This window comes from Pseudovibrio sp. W64 (genome assembly GCF_001623145.1).
Classification (GTDB): Bacteria; Pseudomonadota; Alphaproteobacteria; order Rhizobiales; family Stappiaceae; genus Pseudovibrio.
Window position 1 is genome coordinate 21,036 of record NZ_LMCI01000043.1, and the last position, 19,251, is coordinate 40,286.

Annotated in this window: 20 protein-coding genes; 13 read left to right on the forward strand and 7 right to left on the reverse strand. The window is 53.3% G+C overall.

Annotation, left to right across the window (positions count from 1 at the left end; translation table 11 throughout):
- Nucleotides 1–69 precede the first annotated feature (69 nt).
- From trpD to lexA, 5 genes are all read left to right on the forward strand, one after another.
- Nucleotides 70–1,107, forward strand: coding sequence for an anthranilate phosphoribosyltransferase (gene trpD, locus PsW64_RS24085; RefSeq protein ID WP_063305274.1), 1,038 nt, complete (start codon nucleotides 70–72; stop codon nucleotides 1,105–1,107).
- A gap of 13 nt (nucleotides 1,108–1,120) precedes the next feature.
- Nucleotides 1,121–1,912 carry an indole-3-glycerol phosphate synthase TrpC gene (gene trpC / locus PsW64_RS24090; protein ID WP_063305275.1) on the forward strand — a complete coding sequence of 264 codons (792 nt, stop codon included), beginning with the start codon at nucleotides 1,121–1,123 and terminating at the stop codon, nucleotides 1,910–1,912.
- Nucleotides 1,913–1,969: 57 nt separating this feature from the next.
- Nucleotides 1,970–2,473 carry a cyclic pyranopterin monophosphate synthase MoaC gene (moaC, locus tag PsW64_RS24095; RefSeq protein ID WP_063305276.1) on the forward strand — a complete coding sequence of 168 codons (504 nt, stop codon included), beginning with the start codon at nucleotides 1,970–1,972 and terminating at the stop codon, nucleotides 2,471–2,473.
- Nucleotides 2,470–3,684 (forward strand): molybdopterin molybdotransferase MoeA, encoded by a 1,215-nt coding sequence (locus PsW64_RS24100; protein ID WP_063305277.1) that lies wholly within the window; start codon nucleotides 2,470–2,472, stop codon nucleotides 3,682–3,684. The genes moaC and PsW64_RS24100 overlap by 4 nt, the downstream gene beginning before the upstream one ends.
- A gap of 249 nt (nucleotides 3,685–3,933) precedes the next feature.
- Complete coding sequence (lexA, locus tag PsW64_RS24105) at nucleotides 3,934–4,656, forward strand: transcriptional repressor LexA (protein ID WP_063288996.1); 723 nt, start codon at nucleotides 3,934–3,936, stop codon at nucleotides 4,654–4,656.
- On the opposite strand, the gene PsW64_RS24110 is transcribed toward lexA, so the two are convergent.
- Nucleotides 4,552–7,104, reverse strand: coding sequence for a ComEC/Rec2 family competence protein (locus PsW64_RS24110; protein WP_063305278.1), 2,553 nt, complete (start codon nucleotides 7,102–7,104; stop codon nucleotides 4,552–4,554). The two genes, lexA and PsW64_RS24110, sit on opposite strands and share 105 nt — an antisense overlap.
- 125 nt (nucleotides 7,105–7,229) lie before the next feature.
- Here PsW64_RS24110 and gltX point away from each other — a divergent pair, with 125 nt between their 5' ends.
- From gltX to PsW64_RS24135, 5 genes are all read left to right on the forward strand, one after another.
- Nucleotides 7,230–8,654 carry a glutamate--tRNA ligase gene (gene gltX, locus PsW64_RS24115; protein WP_063305279.1) on the forward strand — a complete coding sequence of 475 codons (1,425 nt, stop codon included), beginning with the start codon at nucleotides 7,230–7,232 and terminating at the stop codon, nucleotides 8,652–8,654.
- Nucleotides 8,655–8,885: 231 nt separating this feature from the next.
- Complete coding sequence (gene gltA, locus PsW64_RS24120; protein WP_057465514.1) at nucleotides 8,886–10,178, forward strand: citrate synthase; 1,293 nt, start codon at nucleotides 8,886–8,888, stop codon at nucleotides 10,176–10,178.
- A 238-nt stretch (nucleotides 10,179–10,416) separates the two neighbouring features.
- Nucleotides 10,417–10,869: a hypothetical protein gene (locus tag PsW64_RS24125; protein ID WP_063305280.1), complete on the forward strand. Its 453-nt coding sequence runs from the start codon at nucleotides 10,417–10,419 to the stop codon at nucleotides 10,867–10,869.
- Between the two features lie 189 nt (nucleotides 10,870–11,058).
- Entirely contained in the window at nucleotides 11,059–11,544 is a 486-nt protein-coding gene (locus tag PsW64_RS24130; RefSeq protein WP_063305445.1) for a hypothetical protein, read from the forward strand.
- Nucleotides 11,545–11,806: 262 nt separating this feature from the next.
- Complete coding sequence (locus tag PsW64_RS24135) at nucleotides 11,807–12,292, forward strand: hypothetical protein (RefSeq protein ID WP_057465516.1); 486 nt, start codon at nucleotides 11,807–11,809, stop codon at nucleotides 12,290–12,292.
- Here PsW64_RS24135 and PsW64_RS24140 read toward each other — a convergent pair whose 3' ends face one another.
- Entirely contained in the window at nucleotides 12,293–12,778 is a 486-nt protein-coding gene (locus tag PsW64_RS24140) for a GNAT family N-acetyltransferase (protein ID WP_063305281.1), read from the reverse strand.
- 318 nt (nucleotides 12,779–13,096) lie between these two features.
- On the opposite strand from PsW64_RS24140, the gene PsW64_RS24145 reads away from it, so the two are divergent.
- The 3 genes from PsW64_RS24145 to PsW64_RS24155 are packed head-to-tail and all read left to right on the forward strand — an operon-like array spanning nucleotide 13,097 to nucleotide 14,534.
- The gene (locus PsW64_RS24145) at nucleotides 13,097–13,552 is read left to right on the forward strand and encodes a hypothetical protein (protein ID WP_063305282.1); all 456 of its coding nucleotides are present in this window, start codon (nucleotides 13,097–13,099) and stop codon (nucleotides 13,550–13,552) included.
- Between the two features lie 12 nt (nucleotides 13,553–13,564).
- Nucleotides 13,565–14,032: a hypothetical protein gene (locus tag PsW64_RS24150; RefSeq protein WP_063305283.1), complete on the forward strand. Its 468-nt coding sequence runs from the start codon at nucleotides 13,565–13,567 to the stop codon at nucleotides 14,030–14,032.
- Nucleotides 14,033–14,078: 46 nt separating this feature from the next.
- Nucleotides 14,079–14,534 carry a hypothetical protein gene (locus tag PsW64_RS24155; protein ID WP_063305284.1) on the forward strand — a complete coding sequence of 152 codons (456 nt, stop codon included), beginning with the start codon at nucleotides 14,079–14,081 and terminating at the stop codon, nucleotides 14,532–14,534.
- Between the two features lie 136 nt (nucleotides 14,535–14,670).
- Here PsW64_RS24155 and lpxB read toward each other — a convergent pair whose 3' ends face one another.
- From lpxB to lpxD, 5 genes are all read right to left on the reverse strand, one after another.
- Nucleotides 14,671–15,867, reverse strand: coding sequence for a lipid-A-disaccharide synthase (gene lpxB, locus PsW64_RS24160; RefSeq protein ID WP_063305285.1), 1,197 nt, complete (start codon nucleotides 15,865–15,867; stop codon nucleotides 14,671–14,673).
- Nucleotides 15,868–15,870: 3 nt separating this feature from the next.
- Nucleotides 15,871–16,740 carry an LpxI family protein gene (locus PsW64_RS24165; RefSeq protein ID WP_063305286.1) on the reverse strand — a complete coding sequence of 290 codons (870 nt, stop codon included), beginning with the start codon at nucleotides 16,738–16,740 and terminating at the stop codon, nucleotides 15,871–15,873.
- 17 nt (nucleotides 16,741–16,757) lie between these two features.
- Nucleotides 16,758–17,558, reverse strand: coding sequence for an acyl-ACP--UDP-N-acetylglucosamine O-acyltransferase (gene lpxA / locus PsW64_RS24170; protein WP_063305287.1), 801 nt, complete (start codon nucleotides 17,556–17,558; stop codon nucleotides 16,758–16,760).
- Between the two features lie 8 nt (nucleotides 17,559–17,566).
- Nucleotides 17,567–18,043: a 3-hydroxyacyl-ACP dehydratase FabZ gene (fabZ, locus tag PsW64_RS24175; protein WP_063289006.1), complete on the reverse strand. Its 477-nt coding sequence runs from the start codon at nucleotides 18,041–18,043 to the stop codon at nucleotides 17,567–17,569.
- Between the two features lie 123 nt (nucleotides 18,044–18,166).
- Nucleotides 18,167–19,231: a UDP-3-O-(3-hydroxymyristoyl)glucosamine N-acyltransferase gene (lpxD, locus tag PsW64_RS24180; protein WP_063305288.1), complete on the reverse strand. Its 1,065-nt coding sequence runs from the start codon at nucleotides 19,229–19,231 to the stop codon at nucleotides 18,167–18,169.
- Nucleotides 19,232–19,251: the final 20 nt, after the last annotated feature.

The following is a 19,251-nucleotide window of genomic DNA, read 5'->3' on the forward strand; positions in this document are numbered from 1 at the left end:
GAAAGCTATCTAATAGTTAGCCCTTGTGTATGCTAAGGAATTACCTGAGAGATTGAGGGGGTTTTCGCCGTGAGCAATTTGAAAAATCTCATTGGAATTGTCGCTGACGGAAACACGTTGGACCGATCTCAGGCCCGCGAGGCCTTCGAGATCATCATGTCAGGTGCTGCAACTCCCGCACAGATCGGCGGCTTCCTCATGGCCCTGCGCTTGCGCGGCGAAACCATCGACGAAATTTCCGCTGCTGTAGAAACCATGCGCGCCAAGATGATCCCGGTGAAAGCACCAGATCACGCTATCGACATTGTTGGTACAGGTGGCGACGCATCCGGCTCCTATAACATTTCAACCTGCACAGCCATTGTTGTGGCGGGCTGTGGCGTGACCGTTGCAAAACATGGCAATCGGTCCCTGTCCTCCAAATCCGGCTCAGCAGAAGCACTTGCCGAGCTTGGCATCAACCTGGACCTGGATGCAAACGGCATCAGCCATTGCATTCATGAGGCCGGTATCGGCTTCATGTTTGCGCCAAATCACCACAAGGCCATGCGCCATGTCGGCCCTGCCCGCATTGAGCTGGGCACCAGAACGATCTTCAACCTGCTAGGCCCGCTCGCCAATCCGGCAGGAGCAAAGCGCCAGATGACAGGCGTATTCGCACAGCAATGGGTTGAACCACTCGCCAACACCCTTCAGGAAATGGGCACCGAAAAAGCCTGGATCGTCAACGGCTCCGATGGAATGGACGAAATCACCACCACCGGAACCACCTTTGTCGCCGAACTGAAGAACGGAAACATCAACACCTTCATAGTGTCTCCTGAAGATGCAGGCCTGCCGCTTGCAAAGACAGAAGAGCTGAAAGGTGGCGATCCAAAAGAAAATGCTCAGGCACTGCGCGAAGTGCTGCAAGGAGCAAAAAACGCTTACAGGGATATCGTCCTGCTCAATTCAGCGGCCTCCCTTATCGTCGCAGATAAGGTCTCCACCCTCGCTGAGGGTGTCCAGATGGCTGCGCAGGCGATTGACCAAGGTGCAGCCCTTTCCCGACTGGACAAACTTGTTGAAGCCTCCGACGCTGCAACAGCTGCCAATATGAAACTCTAAGACCACGGATCCCATGTCAGATATCCTTAAGAAAATCGAAGCTTACAAACGTGAAGAAATTGCTGCTGCCAAAGCGCAAACTTCATTGGCTGATCTGAATGAGGCGATTAAAGCAGCAACACCAACACGCGGCTTTGCAGATGCTTTGAAAGCCAAGCATGCGAACGGTGAGTACGCCCTGATCGCAGAGGTTAAAAAAGCAAGTCCATCCAAGGGGTTGATCCGCGCTGACTTCAACCCGCCCGCACTCGCCAAAGCCTATGAAAACGGTGGCGCAGCATGCTTGTCCGTATTGACAGACACACCATCCTTTCAGGGCAAACCAGAATATCTCGTCACAACTCGCGCTGAAGTCTCCCTGCCAGTTCTGCGCAAGGACTTCCTTTATGACACCTATCAGGTTCATGAAGCACGTGCATGGGGCGCTGACTGTATTCTGATCATTATGGCAGCTGTTGACGACCAACTGGCCAAAGAGTTGGAAGACGCCGCATTTGAACTGGGCATGGATGCGCTTATCGAGGTTCATGACGACGCTGAGTTGGAACGCGCACTGAAGCTCTCCTCTCCGCTTGTTGGCATCAACAATCGCAATCTAAAAACCTTCGAGACATCTCTGGAAACCAGCGAGCGGCTCGCACCACTGATCCCGCAAGATCGGATCATCGTTGGCGAGAGCGGCCTGTTCACTCCGGAAGACCTCTCCCGAATGGAAAACTCCGGCATCTCCACCTTCCTCATCGGCGAAAGTCTGATGCGTCAGGAAGATGTGGAAACCGCAACCAAAGCTTTGCTTAAACGCTAAAAATCAACTGCTTGGCAAAAGCAGACACCTGAACAAACTGTGTCCAGAGGCAAGAAAATGTCAGAACTTTCTCCAAAACTCACTCACTTAGATGACAGCGGTGCGGCTCATATGGTCGACATTTCGGAGAAAGAGGTTACCTCACGCATTGCCCGTGCAGGCGGTCAGGTAAAAATGCAGCCTGAGACTCTGAACATGATCCTTTCAGGCAACGCCAAGAAAGGCGACGTACTTGCAACAGCGCGCATCGCTGGCATCATGGCTGCAAAGCGCACACACGAGCTGATCCCTCTCTGCCATCCTCTGGCGCTTTCCAAGGTTCAGGTGGACTTCACACCCAACCCTGAGCTGCCAGGAATTGAGATCGAAGTCTTCGCAAAAGTGTCAGGCCAGACTGGCATCGAGATGGAAGCACTTACAGCCGCCTCCGTTGCCTGCCTGACAATTTACGACATGGCAAAAGCCGTTGACCGTTCTATGGAGATCGGTGAAATCCGGTTGCTGGAGAAGAAGGGCGGCAAGTCCGGTCACTATCTGGCTGAGGAGGATAACTCCCAATGAGCTTGATCAGTATTGAAGAAGCGCTGGACCGCCTCCTGAAAGATGTGAAGCCAACCAACACCGAGCAGCTTCCACTACTTGAAGCTGGAAAACGCATTCTGGCAGAAGATGTTGCCGCAACACGAACGCAGCCTCCATTTTCCGCCTCAGCGATGGATGGATATGCCGTCAAAGCTGCTGATACGGTCGATCCAGAGACTGCCTTGAAAGTTATTGGAGAAATTGCTGCCGGGCATAACTTCGATGGCACGCTGCAAGCCGGAGAAGCTCTGCGCATCTTTACAGGTGCACCTGTTCCAGCAGGCGTCGACGCAATTTTGATGCAGGAAAACGCTCGCCGTGACGGGGATAACCTGTTTTGCGAGGAAGCCGTTTCTATTGGTAAGTTCATCCGCCCAGCAGGCCTCGACTTCAAAGAAGGCCAGACCCTCCTGAAGGCGGGCGCACCACTCGGCTTCCGTGAATTGTCTCTTGCAGGCGCCATGAACCACGCAACCTTGCCAGTGCGCAAAAAGCCAGTCGTTGCGATCCTCGCAAATGGTGATGAACTCGTCGAGCCAGGTCAGATACCAGGTCCGAATCAAATCATAGCGTCCAATCAGGTCGGCATCGCAGAATTCGTCAGAAACTGTGGCGGAACGCCAATGATGCTGGGCATTGCACCAGACCAGCCTGAGGAAATCACGGCACGCGTGAAACAGGCTATTGAAGCAAAAGCCGATGTACTGGTGACACTCGGCGGTGCCTCTGTGGGCGACCACGATCTCATTCAGGACGTACTGGGCGCTGAAGGCATGGAGCTAGGCTTCTGGCGCATCGCCATGCGCCCGGGCAAGCCCCTCATGGCCGGAGCCCTTGGCCCCATGAAAGTCCTCGGCCTTCCTGGCAATCCAGTCTCCAGCCTTGTATGCGCACTCCTCTTCCTTGGCCCGCTTCTGGATAAGATGCTAGGCCGCACGGTCTCTGTGACAAATCAAGGCGTTACCAAAGCCACATTGGCAACTGATTTGCCTGCAAATGATATGCGCCAGGACTACCTGCGCGCTAGCCTGAGTACAGATGAACACGGAGATCTGATAGCAACGCCGTTTGGCAAACAGGACTCTTCCATGCTTGCCTTGCTGACAAAAGCAGATGCCCTGATCATTCGCCCACCACACGCACCAGCTGCAAAGGCAGGTGAAAAAGTGGAGCTGCTCAAGCTACGCTAAATCCAGTCATCAGGAGTGGGCAACCCCTGCCCACTCACCCACCAGAAACCAAATCCCCCAGTTCTAGCAGGGCTTAACCTCAACAAACCCATTGCAGAACACAATGAGAACAGGTAGAGTACGTTCGTGTTTTGTCCTTCCAATCGCAGAAGTTGAAGTCTTTTAGCTTCTTGGAATTACAAAACCGCGATTGGTCAGGAATGGCCGCTCACTTTCAATCAGCGCCTTAGGAGCGAACGGGGATAAAAGATGCTTACACAGAAGCAACACGAGCTTTTGATGTTCATCCATCAACGCTTGAAGGAAGCCGGTGTTCCGCCCTCCTTCGATGAGATGAAGGACGCGCTGGACCTCCGTTCCAAATCCGGCATTCACCGGCTGATCACAGCTCTGGAAGAGCGCGGCTTCATTCGCCGCTTGCCGAACAGAGCTCGTGCACTTGAAATCCTCAAACTGCCAGACTCCATTTCTCCGGGCCTGAAGCCTGCCGCCAAGGAAAAAGGCTTTGCACCTGAGGTGATTGAGGGCTCCCTGAGCAAGAAAGTAGCAACGCCGCCACCTCCACGCGCCACATCACCAGACGAAGTGCCAACGCTGGAAATCCCGGTCATGGGCCGCATTGCTGCAGGCGTCCCAATCGAAGCAATCCAGACACAAAGCCATACCATCGCAATGCCTGCTGATCTGATGGGTCGCGGCGAGCATTATGCGCTGGAAGTCAAAGGCGATTCCATGATCGATGCCGGTATCTTCGATGGAGATACCGTGTTGATCAAACGTGGTGACACGGCTGATAACGGCGAGATTGTTGTGGCGCTGATTGATGAAGAAGAAGCAACCTTGAAGCGCCTGCGCAAAAAAGGCGCCTCAGTCGCGCTGGAAGCGGCCAACCCCGCCTACGAAACTCGCATCTTCGGCCCGGGCCGCGTCCACGTGCAAGGCAAGATGATTGCGCTCTTCCGCCGCTATTAAATCATTGGTTGCCTGAGGCAATTTCGGATTCCAAGGCCTGCGCTGAGCATCATATGCCCAGCGCACTTTTTTTATTCTTTCCCCGCCCTCAGCACCAACAGAAAGCCAGATGTAAGCTGAACCGCGCTCTCCGAAAACCTTCTGGTCAATAACCAGCTCAGCCCGGCAAGCCGGAGGCGCCTGAACCTGCGTGATGACGATGGTGGCAAGATGGCAGTCAGCCTCCAAAACATCAGCCACTTTGGACTGTGCCAACAGGATCGGCGCAGAGCTTATCCTCCCTCCCTCTGCAGGCTGCTGAGGGAATATCTCAATCACACAGCCGCGATCATCACAGGACCGATCTGAAGCCCTCACCTTGTGTTGCTTGAACGAACCCGCCGAAACTCCACCAGCGCGCAACAGGCTGTCAGCAGCAAACGACATACGTGAGGACGTCAGTCGAAACGCACCATCCTGCCCATAATAAGCAATGTGCTTGCCCGCATCCGCAATCATCAGATCAGGCGCCTTGCCACCGGCAAACATCAGGACACTCACCGTAAATGCCGGAAGTGAAAGCCATTTCAGGCGCAGCGGCATCACACACAGTACGACAATCGCTAGGATCACGAGCAGATACCCTGGAGCACTGGAAACCCCGAGACTGGTCAGCCCCTCACTGAGTGAGCTCACCCAGTAAGCAGCTTTCAGCACCAGCGCCAACCCAGCCTCCATCCCTTGCAGAAAGAACGCATCCGCACCAAACGGGATCGCCAACAGACTCAATAACCCAAGGGGCATAACCACAAAAGTCACCAATGGCATAGCAAGAATATTCCCCAGAACTCCATAAGGCGCAACCTGCTCAAAATGCATCGCCGCAACTGGCCCCGTGGCAGCACCTGCAATCAACGAGGTCAACGCACAAGCTAGAATCCACTTTAAGATTACACGACTAATCCTATGAAACCATGAGGTATTCCGTCTTCGCGAACTATCTCGATTACCGAGCAACCAATCCTTCCCAAGCATATAGGCTGAGAGCAAGGCGAGCACTGCAATGAAGGACATCTGAAACCCGGGAGCCAGAACCTCCTCCGGCCTCAGGCTTAAAAGCACAAGGCAAGCCAGCGCCAGACCACGCAGACTGAAGGCCCGCCGACCAAGCAGACCCGCGCATAAAATCATCGCCGCCATCAAAAAAGCCCGCTGCGTTGCCACAGAAGCTCCTGACAAACCAAGATAAACAATCGCCGCAATCAGTGCTGCCACGCTGGCATAAACGTGAATATGTCCTTTCAGCGCAAGCGACTGGCTGAGGGATAGGATCAGGCGGGCACCAAGGAAGACCAGAGAGGTCACAAGTCCCATATGCATGCCGGAGATAGCGAGCACATGAGCAAGCCCTGCATTGCGCAAGGCATCCTTGTCAGCGGTGGCAAGATAGTCTCGCTTGCCCACCAGAAGTGCAACAGCAAACGCACTTTCCGGGCTGTTATCCAACACCCGCCGGATCCGCTGTGCTATCCCACTGCGCACACGCTCTATCCCTTGCAGAAAACTTGTGCCCTCTACCTGTGCCACAACAACCGGTTTGGAAAGCGCATAGCCGACCGCACCAATCCCACTGAAAAACGCAGTTCGGGCAAAGTCATACCCACCGGGGCGCACCGCACCTCCCGGCGGCAACAACCGAGCCTTCAGCTGCATCCTGTCCCCCATCACGGGTGCCTCTTTCATCCCCTTGATGCTAATCCGGATGCGATAAGAAAGAAGAGTTACGCCCTTCTGCGAAAGTGTTGTCACATCTGCAAAAATGACGGAGTAAGCCCCTTTGCCAGAATGCTTCACTCCAGCAACCACACCCTCCACTTTGCGTGTAACCGGGCGCTCCAGCGGGTCACCGCGCGCATACTCCACGCGCAAATCAGCAAGGAAGAACCCGGCAGTAAAGAACAAAAGCGCGGTCAGCCCAACCGTTAACCGCCCGATCTTCCAACGACGAAAAGCGAATACTCCCAATAAGATAAAAGGAGTTCCGCTTAAAACACTGTAAGGCTCGGCGGGGAGTGAGAAATAAACCAGCACACCAGCTAAATGGCAAAGCGCATACCAGAGGATGCCATGCCCCTTGTTCCAATCCTGCACGAGCGCAGAGCGGGCATAAGTCATGACAGCTGACCAATCCGGCCTCAGCACGAAACCCAGCAGCTTACGTGCCCTTTGAAGCACATCACGAAGACTAAGGCGCTGTTTCTCTTCAGCAAAACGCATGCTTGCGTTGCTATGTGCGTTTTTTGCGTTGACTTGCGTTTTTGTGCGTTGCTGTGTAGTTCGCCCAGCAAGCGCCGTATCGGTCTCAAACGGCGCAGAAGAAAACTTATCCTCCTCAAGGCAAAGCTCACCTATTCTGGGAGCACAGCCACCAGATTGCGTCTTGTCTGAGGATGATTGCCCCTCGCGCACCCTTAAGTCCCTTTCTGCCACTTGGGAACTTTTCAATGCTATGGTACACAGCCCGCAGAGGTACGGCGCCCCGCCGTAATTACCCCAAACTATTCGAAGTAACTTGAAACTTTTCCGGAACACCTATGACTAAACCTGTTGTGACGCGCTTCGCGCCTTCTCCTACTGGCTACCTGCATATTGGCGGCGCCCGTACAGCCCTGTTCAACTGGCTTCTGGCAAAACACAGCGACGGTAAAATGCTGCTGCGCATTGAAGACACCGATCGCTCCCGCTCCACTGAGGAAGCCGTAGATGCGCTGCTGGACGGTCTGTCCTGGCTGGGCATGGACTGGGACGGCGAGCCGATCTCCCAGTATGGCCGCGTTGACCGCCACCGCGAAGTTGCTGAGCAGATGGTCAAGGACGGCACTGCGTACTACTGCTACTGCTCCCCGGAAGAAGTGAACGAGATGCGCGAGAAGGCCCGCGCAGAAGGTCGCCCGCCGCGCTATGACGGCACCTGGCGTGATCGTGACCCATCTGAAGCACCAGAAGGCATCGCCCCTGCCATTCGCCTGAAAGCACCGCTTGAAGGTGACACCATCGTGGAAGATCAGGTTCAGGGCACCGTCAAGTTCGCCAACAAGGATCTGGACGACCTGATCCTCGTGCGTTCTGATGGCAACCCAACCTACATGCTGGCCGTTGTGGTAGACGATCACGACATGGGCGTCACCCACATCGTTCGTGGCGATGACCACCTGACCAACGCAGCACGCCAGTCCCTGATCTACAAGGCTCTGAACTGGGATGTCCCGGTCATGGCGCACATTCCGCTGATCTACGGACCAGATGGCGCAAAGCTCTCCAAGCGCCACGGCGCAGTAGGTGCAGAAGCGTACCGGGCTATGGGCTACTTGCCATCCGCCATGCGCAACTATCTGGCACGCCTCGGCTGGTCCCACGGCGATGACGAGATCTTTTCTACCGATCAGATGATCGAGTGGTTTGGTCTGGACGCTGTCGGCAAATCCCCGTCCCGTTTCGACTTCAAGAAGCTGGAAAACCTGAACGCTCACTACATGCGCTCAGAAAGCGATGAGGAGCTGCTCGGTCACTTCCTCACCTATCTGATGGACGTGGAAGGCGGCGCAGACGTCATGGCGTGGATTGCAGGCGATGGAAACCAGGACAAACTGGTTGAAGCTCTGCCTGGCCTGAAAGAGCGTGCAAAGACCCTTGTCGAACTGCAGGAATCTGCTCGTTACCTCTGGGTTCAGCGTCCGCTGGATCTGGATGCAAAGGCTGAAAAGATCCTCTCTGACGAGGCACGTGCTGTTCTTGGCAAGGTTCTGGTTGCTCTGGAAGCACTGGACGAGTGGACCGTGGAGAGCACCGAGACTGCCGTTAAGGCAGTTGCTGAAGCAGAAGAGCTGAAACTCGGCAAAGTTGCTCAGCCATTGCGCGCTGCACTCACTGGTCGTGGCACATCCCCAGGCATCTTTGACGTGCTCAAAGTGCTCGGAAAAGACGAATCTTGCGCACGCATTCGTGATCTTTCAGCTTAATTCGCTGAATTCTAAAAGAAACTACCGCTGCAAATACTAGTCATTCGTAGCGGTAGTTACACTTATAGCTAAAAGCATTGGTTGCGGGCGCTTGCCCCATCGCGGCAAATGATATAGGCAGTTCCACGACAACACTCTCCTCCGGGCGGAAACGTCAGATCATGCAGTGTATTCATTTGTACACAAATGAAGCAAGTCGCATGAGGAGATACAAAATGGGGGTTGCCTGATATGAGCGACAAAACAGCGAAACTGACTATTGGAGACAACAGCTGGGACTTTAACGTCCACTCTGGCTCCATGGGCCCTGATGTTCTGGACATCGGTTCGCTTTATAAGCAAACTGATCACTTCACACTGGACCCTGGTTTCACATCAACTGCCTCATGCGAATCCAAGATCACTTACATCGACGGTGACGCAGGCGTTCTGCTTTACCGCGGTTACCCGATTGAACAGCTCGCCGAACACGGCGACTTTTTGGAAAGCTGCTATCTGCTGCTGTACGGCGAACTGCCAACACGCGCAGAGAAGGACGATTTTGTTCATCGTGTAACTTATCACACCATGATCCATGATCAGATGAGCTCTTTCTTCAAGGGTTATCGTCGTGACGCCCACCCAATGGCAGTCATGACCGGTACCGTTGGAGCTCTCTCTTCCTTCTATCATGACAGCACCGACATCTCTGATCCACACCTGCGCATGGTTGCATCCCTGCGCATGATCGCAAAGATGCCGACCATTGCTGCAATGGCCTACAAATACCACGTTGGCCAGCCATTCGTTTACCCAAGAAACGATCTGGACTACGCATCCAACTTCCTGCACATGTGCTTCGCAGTTCCATGTGAGGAATATAAAGTAAATCCGGTTCTGGCACGTGCCATGGACCGTATCTTCATCCTGCACGCTGACCACGAGCAGAATGCTTCCACATCCACCGTACGTCTTGCTGGTTCTTCAGGCGCAAACCCATTTGCATGTATTGCAGCTGGTATTGCATGTCTGTGGGGTCCATCTCATGGCGGTGCGAATGAGGCAGCTCTGAACATGCTCTCCGAAATCGGTTCTGTTGACCGTATTCCTGAGTATGTAGCACGTGCAAAAGACAAGAATGATCCGTTCCGCCTCATGGGCTTCGGTCACCGCGTCTACAAAAACTACGACCCACGCGCGCGCATCATGCAGAAAACCTGTCATGAAGTGCTTGCAGAGCTGGGCCACCAGGACGATCCGCTTCTTGAAGTGGCAATGGAACTGGAAAAAGTTGCTCTCACCGATCCTTACTTCGTTGAGAAGAAGCTTTATCCAAACATTGACTTCTACTCCGGCATCACCCTGCGTGCTCTGGGCTTCCCAACCACCATGTTCACCGTGCTCTTCGCACTGGCTCGTACAGTAGGTTGGATCGCACAGTGGAAGGAAATGATTGAAGATCCTTCCCAGCGTATCGGTCGTCCACGCCAGCTGTACACCGGCTATTCCGAGCGTGATTATCAGCCAATCGACCAGCGCCGCTAAGAACATTCTCCGAAAAACGGATACCGGTTTTCGGGAAGTGTAGCAAAGCTGCTTGAGCTGATAGACAGACTTAGAAAAAGGAGGCATTTTGCCTCCTTTTTATTTGAATAGCGCCCATTGCGTTCAACACACGCAAACCATGAGGCGGCTTAATCCTGTTCATGCCTCACCACATCCCTATCCTTGATGTTTGACCAAGTGCCCGGCACTACCACTGGCATCAGAAAAGGATGTATTGATGCGTCTTGCCCCCCTCCCTGTTTTTGCAGCTTTCACGCTCCTCTCTGCTGGTCTGGCAAGCTATTCCTTAGCAAACACCGACACCACACAAGCCTCCAGAGACGTTGTCTTTTCAAACCTGAGCATGCAGGACGGCACATCAGACAATTCCATCTGCGTTGAGCGATATGGTGACGGGTATACAGTCTCCCCCTCCAAGGAAGCCCCTAAGCGCACCTACATCAGCGATAAAGGGCACACGGTAACGCTGGTCGATACAAACGAGATCCTGGGACACGGCATTTTTGCAGAGCACGACCGGTTTATGATGACGTTTCCCGGCAATAAAGAGGAAGAGATCGAGGTCACTCAGTTCGTAACCGGCCTGATTGGCGGAGACCATTACAGCGGCGTATTCACAGACGGCACATGCACCGGCAAGGTCTTTGTTGGCCCGCTGAAACTCCAGTAAAGCCCGCTCACCACCGTTCCGTTGAACTGACACAGACAGAGCCAGATAATCTGAGAGGTTCCCCAAACCGAAATGGTCCGGTGCAAAAGGCACGTCCGGTTCATCGTCCAACAGCATTTCGCAGCCGCACCAATCCTGACCGTTCAGGTACAAGAGATGGGACGCAACAGGTTTAAAACGAGAGAAAGCATGCGAGTTAAAAAGCTGAAGCAGTCCGGTGTTGTTCTCCTCATCACCTTTGGACTGCTAGGGCCAGCCAGCAGTCAGATCGTCAATCGCGTCAATAAGGCCAATCCGTTTTCCGACATGAAGCGCGCGCTTCCAACACGGCAAGTCTTAATTGACAACCTGACAGTCCTGACTGATGCCGTGGGAATTGAGTTTTGCGAGGGACGTTATGGCAAAGGCGGCACCATTTTTCCTGACCAAAACGGGAAACAAGGGCAGTTTATCAGCAAGTTGAACGACAAAGTCTCCCTCTACGATCGCAGTGAGTGGCGTCAGGATGGCATTTATGCAGAACACTCAAAACTGCTGATCACCTTCCACAATGCCCCGGACGTAGAGGTCGAGGTGACTGCCTTCATCACCGGCTTCGTCAACTCCAAGATGTTCAGCGGCGTCTTCTCTGATGGCGTCTGTAGCGGGCACTTCTCCATCGTAGCCGCCAATTGATCCCGCAAAACGCTGCTTCGAGAAATTGATTAAATCCGGACAATCGCGCGAAACACATTCTTCATCCTAAAGAAAATCAAATTGAACCCAGAGCATTTACATTAACGCAGCAGGACTATTCTTTGCGGGTCGTAAGGCCTGAACAGCAACGAGTGGAAGCTCCCCATGAAGAAGATTTTCTGTGCAGCAACAAGCCTCAGTCCTGTCGCCGACAGATCCGGGACGAGAGGTCAGGCACAGCAGGTTTGAAATGGGAGTAGACATGCGCCTTACAAAACTGAAACAGTCCGGTGTAGCTCTCATCCTCACCATTGGGATGCTGGGGCAAGCCAATGCTCAGATCACCCACCGCGACAACCGGGGCAATCCCTTCACAGACCTGAAACGCCTGTCTGTATCACGGCAAATCGCCATCCAGAACCTGACAGTCCTGACAGATGCAGTTGGGGTCGAGTTCTGTAAAGAGCGCTATGGCAACGGATACACTGTCTACCCCGATCCAAACGGACGGCGCGGACAATTTGTCAGCGACAAAGGACACAAATTCTCCCTCTACGCCCGCAGTGAGCTTCGCGGTGACGGCATTTATGCCGAACACTCACAAGTCCTCATCACCTTCCCCAATGATCCAGATGAAGAAGTCGAGAACACCCAGTTCATAACCGGCTTCGTGAACTCAAAAATCTTCACCGGCGTCTTCTCAGATGGCATCTGCTCCGGAAGGTTCTCTGTCGTCGGCGTCAAATGATCATTTCTGGACAGGCGCAGTTGCCTCAGTCAGCTCAAAACATTTACTGACAGAACTCTCGTTGGTCTTATAGGTGCGAAAGCCAACCGCCTCATAATAACCCAACCCCTCCGGGTTGGAGGCACCAATCGTGGCATCAATCTTCTCAAGACCGGCTTGTCTGGCAGCATCAAGCGTTGCAGCAAACAAGGCCCGCCCGACACCGCGGCGCCCAGCACTCGGGCGCACATGGGTGCCGATCATGCCCCAACCCGGCGTCACACCATAAGTGTTGCCCTCTGATGCCCGTTTCAGGATCTGCAGCCCAAGCAGGGTCCCATCCACATCTTCAACCACAGAACAGCGGACTTTATCTGCATGAGCAATATAGTGAGAGGTCACATAGGCCTCATCACTCGGCAAACTGCGCTTTCCCAACGCAGCAAGTTCCTGCAAAAAACTGCTGATTTCTTCAACATCGGCCAGAACCGCGTCTCTGACTTTCATAAAAACCTCAAAATCTGTAGCTGACCTGCACACTCATTCTCAAAACAAACACGACAGGCGAAAACCCACGATGCATCAATGCAATGAAGAGCATAGCCTATCACAAGCCCCGGATTTTCCAGCCCCTGCACTGCGTAAATCTTCAGTTTTCACGGATGTTTATGCGTAGTGCATTAGAAACTGGCTAAATCCAGCAGTATCCCCAAAACCCATTCTTCATCCTAAAGAAAATCGAAGCTCAGCAAAAACATCTACGTTAACGCAGCAGGACTACTCTTTGCGCGGTTTTAAGCCTGAAAATAACAAGTGGTGGCACCCATGAAGAAATTTCTCTGTGCAGCAGCAAGCCTTGGCGCAATTGCCTATATCAGCAGCACGGCTCTGGCAGACGATCACAGTCTGGGCAATGACAATGAATCCGTCACATTCTCCGAGCTGACATTGGCAGACGGCACGCCAGACGACGGCACCTGCGCAAAACGCTACGGAACAGGTTACAAAACCGCAGACCATCCCGACACATCTTCACCAAACGCTCAAAAGACGACGACAGAAGGCCACGACATCATCATCTCCTCCACCGGAGGCACCATTGGGGATGGCATCCTGTCCATCGAAAATGAATACGAGATCATCTTCCCCAATGACGAACACAAAGAAACAATTGATGTGAAGATGTTCGCAACCGGCCTGATTGGCAGCGGAACAGCCTCAGGCGTGTTCTCGGATGGCACGTGCCGCGGCAAGGTCACCATTCAATCGGCCCAGCAGTAGGACCCGAGCCCGATGAAAGCCGCCCTTTGCACAGTGATATCCCTGACAGCCCTGACGCTCACAAGCATCAATGCAGACGCGATGAGCCTGCGATTGGGGCGCGGCGACAAGTTTTCCGCATTCACCGACCCGTCACTGGTGGACGGAAGTCCGGACAACGGGATCTGCACAAGGCGCTACGGGAAGGGCTTTACTGTAAAAGCACACCCCGGCTCCCTCCCTGAACAGCGGGAATTCAACACTTATGAAGGGCACATTATCAAGATGACCCATGTAGGTGGCAGCTTGGGAGATGGCGTATATTCGCTGGAAAATGAATACTTCTTCACCTTCCCCGATGACACCGAAGCTAAACCTATCAAATTTCAACTGATAGCAACCGGCCTCATTGGAGACAGACAAGCTTCCGGAGTTTTTTCTGACAAAATATGCCGCGGCACCGTACAGATCATGCTCGTAAAGAATACAGCAGCACAATGATACAACACTGCACCATACCACTCAATAAAACGGGACGGATAGAACAATGAAACCATTCCTCCTGACTTCCGCCTGCATTCTGGCTATGACCATTGCCAGCACATCAGCACAGGCCCTCACACAACGATTAGGCCCCGGCAACAGAACAATCACCTTCTCTGAATTGTCCATGACCGATGGAAGCCCTGATGATGGCACCTGTGAAAAGCGCTATGGCACCGACTTCACAACGCAAAGTAATCCAGATTCAGCAAGCAACCCACTCAAGCGGACAACCAAAGAAGGACATAACATCGAAGTCATTGCACTCGGCGGAAACGTAAGCGAAGGTATCTTCTCCATCGAGAACCAATATGAAATCATCTTCCCCGATGATGAAACCAAAACACCTGTAGATGTGGAACTGGCAGCAACAGGATTGATCGGCAGCCAGGAAGCCTCCGGTGTCTTTTCCGACGGTACGTGTAGAGGCGTCATTCAGGTCAAAGTGGTCAGCAACTAAGCCACCATATAAAAAGGCCTGAAGATCCCTTCAGGCCTTTAAACTCATAGCTTAAAGCATCACTTTAAGCGCAACGCCAAATGACTCTTGGTTTTCAAAGAGCTACACCCATTTAATGAATCACTTTCAAAAGCACCTAAGCTGAAACTCCAGCCGTTTCCAAAATGATCCGGGCAGCCTTGCCTGCCTGGCTTTCCCCTTCAGGCAAACGCATCTTTTCATCAATACGAGAGAACGCGTCCAGCTGCGCCCGCCGCTCTGGACTATCAGACAGCAGCGCAAGTACGGCCTGACTAAGCACTTCAGGGGCCGCTTCGTCTTCAATATATTCCTTGATGCTGTGATCTCCAAGCACAAGGTTGGGCAGCACAATGGTGTCCACCGCAACAATCTTGACGAACCGGTTGATCTGCTTCAGGCGGCGGAAGAACCAGTCCAGCTTGTAAGCTATGACCATAGGCACACCAGCAATCGCCAGCTCCAAAGACACAGTACCGCTGGCCGCAAGCGCTGCATTTGCCTGTCGCAATGCCGCAAACTTTTCCGCTTCACCCGTCACAATACGCGGCTGCACCTTCCAGGAAGCCACACCATCGCGAATGCGCTGTTCCTGATGAGGCACTGCTGGAATGATCACATCCACATCTGGGTCTTGTGCGCAAACCAGCTCAACAGCCTGACCAAACGGCTCCAGCAACCGCGAAACCTCACTGGTACGCGAGCCAGGAAGCACCACCAACTGCTTTCTGCCTGTCCCGAGCTCTGCGCGCTCCCCCGGAGCAGGCCGCAAATCCGCAAGCCGTTCAATCAACGGATGTCCCACATAATCACAGGGCGGTCCACCAAGGCGCTTGTGGGCCTCAGGCTCAAACGGCAACAGAGCAAGCAGCTGATCCACATAAACGGCCATCTTCTTCGCACGTCCCGGACGCCACGCCCACACAGACGGGCTCACATAGTCCACCACCCGAATATGAGGCGCTTTTTTGCGCACGCGCTTTGCCACATTGTGAGTGAAATCCGGAGAGTCGATGATCAGCAGTAAATCAGGTTGCTCGGCAATAACCGCATCAACAGTTTGATGTACACGGCGAATAATTGTCGGCAAACGTTCCAGCACCGCCGTAATGCCCATCACAGCAATATCATGCAGCGGAAAGATCGACTGCACACCTTGAGCCGCCATGCGCTCACCGCCCAGACCACAGACCTGAAGACGATCGCCAATTGAGGCGCGCAAGGCTTTTATGACTTCGGCACCCAGCTGATCGCCAGACTCCTCACCAACAACAAAGAAAACCTTGAAGGGTTTGACAGCTTCCAATTCGCTCATACCTCAGCGCTCACCAGCTTCAAAGTCTTCATCACGTGCGCAGCCATAAAGGAAAACACCCAGCTCATCGCAAAGGCGCTCAACCTCATCACGATGAGCAACCAGCACACGCCCAGCCTCAACACACACGCCTTTTAATTGCGCGTCAAAAGCTTTCTGTATGGTTTCCGGTCCAACGGTCGGCATATCAAGACGAAGGTCCTGCTGAGGCTTAGAACACTTTACAAGCACACCCGCAGCCCCCTTGGACCGGACACGGCCATTTGCACGCAAGCCAGCAACTCGCTCAAGCATGGCATCCGTGCCTTCAGCCCCCTCAACAGCCACAACACGCGCGCCAACAGCAACAGCACCCTGCCCGATATCCAATCGGCCCACAGCATCGACAGCCTCAATGGCAAGCTTCATGTCGCTCAGAGCTTTGGCATCAGGCTTTGGCCCAGCCACATGACCCGAACCTGCGACCAGCCCCGGAGCAACTTCATGAGCACCAACCACGTGTAATCCCTCTCGTTCAAATATTCCGGCTACCTTCACCAGCAAATGATCATCGCCGCCAACAACAGCCTTGATGATACGCGGCAAACGCCAAATCGTTCCAAAATCACCAAGGATCGATGTGAAGTCAGGCCGCTTCCGCACAGCGCCGATCAACACCACATCCTGAACACCATTAGATTTCAGCGTTGAGAACAGTTTGCCGATTTGCCCCCAGCCAAGTTCAACGGGATTAAACGCAGAAAGGGAGGCATCTGCCTCCCCCTTGATTGCGATGGTCACCACATCGCGACCTTGTTCCATAGCGGAGCGAATGACCAGACCGGGCAAATCGCCGCCGCCAGCAATCACAGCAATAGGTGCCTGTTTCACCATGAATTCAAAACAGACCCTTATTCACCGGTGTTGCGCGGCGTACAGAACCGGCGCTTTTCATCTTCTAGCATGAACGACGTCATCGTCTGCACACCTTCAAATTCAGCGTACTTGGTCCGCGCAATGTCAGCACGAGCACGCAACGTACCCTCTTCACTGTTGAAGACTTCCTTATACGCACCGCGCAGGGCGTGGATTTCTTCGCGAGAGAAGTTGCGGCGCTTCAAACCAATCAGATTCAGCCCTGCAAGACGTGCACGATCACCAATCACAGATCCATAAGGGATCACGTCAAACTCAACGCCAGTCAGACCACCAATGATGGAATGAGCACCCACACGGCACCACTGACGCACAGCAGACAGTCCGCCAAAGATCACATGATCTTCAACTTCAACATGCCCGGCAAGCGTCGCGTTGTTGGCCAGAATAACGTTGTTGCCCACGATGCAATCATGCCCGACATGAGTACCCATCATGAACAGGCCACCATTCCCAACGCGCGTCACACCACCACCGCCGGCAGTACCAGGGTTCATAGTGGAGTGCTCGCGGATCTGATTGTCTTCACCGATTTCCAGTAGCGTATCTTCGCCGGAAAACTTCAGATCCTGCGGCTGATGCCCCAAGCTGGCAAACGGGTAGACCTTCGACCGGGCACCGATCGTTGTCCGTCCAGCGATCACCACATGGGAAACAAGCTCTACATCATCGCCAAGGGTTACCTTGGGACCCACCATGCAGTAAGGACCGATCTTGACATTCTCTCCAAGTATGGCCCCGTCCTCGATAATCGCGGTGGGATGAATCTGTTGCATCAATGACCTCAATTCGCCTCGTCAGAATCGACAAGCATTGCGCTGATTTCCGCTTCAGCAACCTTCTGCCCGTCTACCATTGCAACACCTTCAAACTTCCAGATGGTCGCGCGGTTGCGGACTTTTTTCACATGAAAGTGCACCTGGTCACCAGGAACCACAGGCTTGCGGAACTTACACTTATCAATGGTCATGAAGTAAACCAGAGAAGGCACATCTTTCTTTTCACGACCATGGACGCAAAGCGCACCAGCAGTCTGAGCCATCGCTTCGATAAGCAACACACCTGGCATTACAGGCTGGCTTGGAAAATGTCCCTGAAAATGTGGCTCATTGATGGTTACATTCTTAATACCAACACCTGAGTTGTCGCCATCCATATCAACGATACGGTCAATCATCAAAAACGGATAACGATGGGGCAAAAGCTCCATAACCCGCATGATATCAGCGCTTTCAAGTGTTCTGGTCTCTACATCACTCATAATAATGCCTCAGCAATATCGGTTTGACTGGCATATGTCTCACTTGGAGCATCTGAGGACACGCCCTCCTCATTCACCAGCCAATCTAGTTAACTATCGGGATCAGATCCCGGGTCTAATCTGTTATTTCTTGCCGCCTTGAGCGGTCAGGCGGCGAAGCGCCGTCATTTCCTTGAACCACTCACGGATCGGCCGTGCCGGTACACCACCATAACGCCCACCTGGCGCCAGATCGTCGTGTACAGCACTTACGCCAGCAACTTGCGCGCCCATTCCAATGCGAACGTGCCCGGAAACACCGGTCTGTCCGCCAAGAACCACATAATCCTCAAGGCTGGAACTTCCAGAAATCCCTACCTGAGAAACAATGACGCAATGCTTTCCAATATTAACGTTGTGACCAACCTGAACCTGATTATCAATCTTGGTTCCATCACCCACAGTCGTATCACGGTTTGCACCGCGGTCTATACAGGAGCCAGCGCCAATTTCAACATCATTTCCTAGCACAACTCGGCCCAGCTGGGGAACCTTGATATGTCCACCTGGCCCCATCGCAAACCCAAAGCCATCCTGCCCTATGCTAACGTTTGGGTGAATAATGACACGGTCACCAAGCACTGCGTGCTGCAAACTGGAATTTGCTCCAATGGAGCAGTTCTCACCCAACTGACAATTGGCAGCGATCACCGCATTGGGTCCAACACGAGATCCAGCCCCAATCACCACATGCGCGCCAATGACAGCACCAACTTCAACAACAACACCTTCACCCAGCTGCGCGCTCTCATCAACAAAAGCACGCGCACTGACAGACGTCTCGCTGGTTACCGGAAGTGGCCGCATTGCGGTTGGGTAAAGCTCAGCCAAAACTTTCGCCAGTGAGCGGTACGGCTCCTTGGCGAGCAAAGGAACAACACCCTCGGGCACCTTGTCAACATGCTTTTTGCTCACGAGACAAGCTGTTGCCTTCGTGCTCTCAAGCTGATCCAGATATTTCGGATTATCGATGAACACAAGCGTTCCGGGAACGCCTTCATCAAGAGGAGCAACACCAGTAATGGCAAGCTCACTATCACCACGAACAATCTCCGCCCCAGCCCATTCAGCTACTTGTTTCACTGTTATTGATCGAGCTTCAGGGAAGAAAACCGGGCTAACTTCAGATTGATTTGATGGTTCTGTCATAGGATCCTACAAAAAAACGG